The sequence below is a fragment of the Brevundimonas sp. P7753 genome, assembly GCF_013386595.1.
In the GTDB taxonomy this organism is placed as follows: domain Bacteria; phylum Pseudomonadota; class Alphaproteobacteria; order Caulobacterales; family Caulobacteraceae; genus Brevundimonas; species Brevundimonas bullata.
Map to the genome: position 1 here is coordinate 1 of NZ_JACARP010000177.1, position 3,580 is coordinate 3,580.

Sequence of the window (3,580 nt, forward strand, 5' to 3'; positions counted from 1 at the left end):
GAAAACTCAGAGGCACGTCACCCTCCAGGTCAGTTATGATCAGGCGCCGAAGATACTCGCTGACGCTGACGCCCGTGCCGGCGAGCTTCTCGGCCATCTGGCGATGATAATGGGGTGAGATGTTCGTGACGATACGAGGGTTGTGAGAGGGCATGAACCACCAATTCGTGCAGCGGGGTGTCTGAAGTGTAACACCTTAGTAGGCGGAAAATGTTGAGGAAAGTGACATTTGGCCTGAGGGGTGTTGAAAGTGTAACTCCATTCGTAGTTTTATTGGTGAATGATATCAGCAAGTTACGGCGACGCAGTTGTGCGTAATGTGTGCTGCGCCCCTGGGCGTTGTTCGACAGAGTCCCGCGTGCGGGCTGGCCCTGATCTGAGTGTGCGCAAACACCGACCGCGGTAGGGGCTTTCATCCTCTTGAGCGGAGAAAATGGAGCTCGAGAGAGGCGTTCATAAATCTGGGTTGGGGTGGCGGGTGCCAACTGCAGGCCCGCTTGAGCACGCAGCTCTAGCTGCTGAAAAAGTCTGCCACTTTGCAGTTCAGGCCTCGCGCCAGCGCAAACACCGCCTTGATGCCGACGTTGCGTTCTCCGCGTTCTATGCCGCCGATATAATTCCGATGCAGCTCCGACCGGTGCGCCAGCTCTTCCTGGCTGAGCTCGCGCGCAAGCCTTAGCTGCCTCACGGCCTTGCCGAAGGCGAGAAGGTCCGGATCGGTTTCCACCTCCTTGACTTGCGGCTGAGTGCTGCGGTCATCTACACACTATCAGTGTGAATTCATGGGAACTGACATGTGGACTGAAGGCCTCTCGGCTCTGGATTATCTAATTGGAGAAGAGACCCATCTGGATGGAGCCGAGTTGAAGCAGCTTGTTCATCTCGCTTCCCTGGACGCCATGCGCCGGGCTGTCGCTGGCGGACTCGGCCCGGAGGGGGCTCAGGTTCTGCAGATCCTGCTGCTGCTGTGGGAGAGGCGGGTGCAGAAGCGGTCGGAAAGTCCCTATGTCGTTGCTGTGCATGACGTGGATTTGGAGGCTCTCCTGGATCTAGATGAGGGCCAGGTGCGCGAAGGGCTTCGTCAGTTGCTCCCATTCGTTCGCGTGGACGACCTAAACCTCTACCTTTGCGGCGATATCGAATTGAGCTTGGAGCCGCTTCTCAATGCGGACGGCCTTCTTGCTAATCGGCTGGATCTGGTCTGGCGAACGACGCATGCGCGGGACTTGATTGAAGCGGCGACCGAAGCGGAAGAAGCCATTCATTGCTACCTGGGGCAGTTGCTAGAAAGGGTGGATCCCCACGCAGGCGATCGCTTGGTGATCTTGCAAACGCGGTGGCGCCAATATCTTTCTCATGAGCATTTCGTTCGGCCCTACGACGTTCGGCAAGTGCGTTCGGACTTATGCGCTTTCGAAGATCAGACTGCGGAACTGGCGCGTGTGCATGATGGTTTCGTCGGGCTGCTAGGTCGCGCAGATGAATATGGAGCGCTATTCTCCGAGCGACATAGATTGGCGCCCGGCGCTCGACTCCAAGCGTTACGCGGGCCCTATCGCGTCCGGTCGATGCGCCTTGATCGCCCTGCCGGGCGATTGGAGGTCGTGGGGTGAGGCAAGATCGCACGAGCAATTTGAGAGGGGAGTTCAGGATAATGTCTGGGTTAGGCATCACCATTTTTGATCCGGCCGAAGCGCTTACCGACCCCGAGTGCATGGCCGCTTATGTCGACGTCGTTGCGGAAGAGGCGGGCGATGATGCCGGAGAGATTCTCGGGGCGCTGGGCATCGCCGTCCGCGCGAGCGGCTCTGCGACAGCTGTGGCGATGAGAGCCGGCCTCACGCTGGAGGAACTCGAAACGGCGCTCGCAAAGGGGGCTGAACCGAGTTTTGAAGCGGTGCTGAAGATTGCGCGGGGTCTGGGCATCCGTATCCGCTTTGCGGCGAAGAATGACGTACGGACCGGGAAAGGATATGGATGAGACGTTGAAACGCGTTCCTTCAACATTGCCAGCCACATCGACGAGTTTGAGGATGTTTTCGCGTATCGTGAGCTTCGTTCAGAAGGATTGAAGGTGACGTTTATGAATGTTTGTAACAATACGATCATTTTGGCGTCGACGCCTGACGCTTGCCGACTTATTTCGTGAAATTGGCCTCTGCATCCGGGGCGAGCCTTTTGAACGCTGATGGTATGGACACCATGATTGATCGTCGAACTCTTAAACAACGGCGTGACGATGATTTCGAGGCTCTAATGTGTGCCCTGAGCGAAGCTATCGCTTGCGCAAAAGGCGAACCGGAGGGGGCGGGCGTCCGCGTCTTTGTTCCAGGTGAATCTCTGACCGAAAAATGGGTGGCGAAGGAGACCTCTCGTTAGAGGACTTGAAAGAGGCGCGCAGGGGACCTCGCCGCCGCGCGAGCGGAATTCCTCCTCGAAGAGTTCGCGGACCAGATGCTCGAAGTCTCGTGGCGCATTGAAGCCCTTGCTGCTGAGGAGACCCCGAAAGTCCGCGATATCTGAGCGAGCATTTTGGGGCAGGGACCTGCGCATTCGTTTCTCCACTCTTCGCCTGAAAGGCGGTGTTTCCAGTGGGGTTTTTGTGCGCAGTCCAAAGCTTGCAGTCCCCGCTACACGTAGCTGCGCTCTGCCTGAAATCCGGGCGACCGGTCTTTTTAACGGGGCGACGGTCGGTGTGGGAGAAGGGCAACGCCCCGCGCTGGCTGGCGCGGGGCGTCTTTCCGTTCCCGGACGTCGGTCAAAGCAGGAAAAACGGCGTCCGGAAGCGGGAAGGCCAAGGTTAGTGGATGTCCGGCGGGAGCAAGGCCGATACGGGCACGCTCAGCGCCTGGGAAGCCGTTAGCAGGGTTTCGGCGAAGATCTTGGCTTGGCCGGCATTGCGCGCAGATTCGGAACATCCAGGCCCAGCAGCATGGCGAGACGTTCCTGGGAAAGCGCTGCAGCCTCGCGAAAGTTCGAAATTCTAAGACGTACGTAGGTGTCGATCGCGTCCAGCGGTTCGACCTCGATCATGCTCGGGCCCTCCGTGCCGGAGTACGCCCCAGGTGATCGCGACCAGTTCGCCGAAGAAAAGCAGATAGGAGGTCGAGAGATAGGCCCGGCTGAGGATGTCCAGATTCAGGGCGAAACCCACATGGGTCATGATCGTGATCAACTGNNCACGATCATGACGCCCCATTGGGGTGCGTCGATGTTCGATGTGTTCTGAACGAGCGGCGAGGCCAGGCTCGCCACGACGAGCGCTGTCATGGCCAGGCGTTCGGGCCGACCGCCGCGCCAGTAGGTCAGGCCGGCGATGACGATGAAGAGAATCGTCAGGCCGATCTGGACGGGTGTTTCGAGGAACTGCATGCCTCAGCATGGCTCGATCGCGAGGCGGGAGCAAACAAGGCATCAGGCGACCCTCCGAAGGCGGCCGACGGGCCGCACATTGTCCGTTTCAGGCTTGCTGGTCATCGGTCCCGCCAGTTCGACATTGTGACCGACCAGCCATGGGGCGGCTTCCGCCAGGGCATGGTGTGCGCTCACCAGTCGTCCATACGCGCGGAATGTCGTGTTT

General features: G+C 58.9%; 4 protein-coding genes. 2 read left to right on the forward strand and 2 right to left on the reverse strand.

Annotation, left to right across the window (positions count from 1 at the left end; genetic code table 11):
• Positions 1–511: 511 nt before the first annotated feature.
• The gene (locus HX774_RS18820) at positions 512–727 is read right to left on the reverse strand and encodes a helix-turn-helix domain-containing protein (RefSeq protein WP_114818741.1); all 216 of its coding nucleotides are present in this window, start codon (positions 725–727) and stop codon (positions 512–514) included.
• A 67-nt stretch (positions 728–794) separates the two neighbouring features.
• Between HX774_RS18820 and HX774_RS18825 the strand changes: the two genes are divergently transcribed.
• Complete coding sequence (locus HX774_RS18825) at positions 795–1,613, forward strand: hypothetical protein (RefSeq protein WP_178828952.1); 819 nt, start codon at positions 795–797, stop codon at positions 1,611–1,613.
• Between the two features lie 41 nt (positions 1,614–1,654).
• Entirely contained in the window at positions 1,655–1,981 is a 327-nt protein-coding gene (locus HX774_RS18830; protein ID WP_178828953.1) for an addiction module antidote protein, read from the forward strand.
• A gap of 878 nt (positions 1,982–2,859) precedes the next feature.
• Here HX774_RS18830 and HX774_RS18835 read toward each other — a convergent pair.
• Positions 2,860–3,033, reverse strand: a complete 174-nt coding sequence (locus HX774_RS18835; protein ID WP_178828954.1) for a hypothetical protein — start codon at positions 3,031–3,033, stop codon at positions 2,860–2,862.
• Between the last annotated feature and the right edge of the window lie 547 nt (positions 3,034–3,580).

What these genes read in the sequence shown, in the direction of transcription:
- HX774_RS18825 (WP_178828952.1), top strand. Translation starts at nt 795, where the DNA reads ATGTGGACTGAAGGCCTCTCGGCTCTGGATTATCTAATTGGAGAAGAG.
- HX774_RS18830 (WP_178828953.1), top strand. Translation starts at nt 1,655, where the DNA reads ATGTCTGGGTTAGGCATCACCATTTTTGATCCGGCCGAAGCGCTTACC.
- HX774_RS18835 (WP_178828954.1), bottom strand. Translation starts at nt 3,033, where the DNA reads ATGATCGAGGTCGAACCGCTGGACGCGATCGACACCTACGTACGTCTT.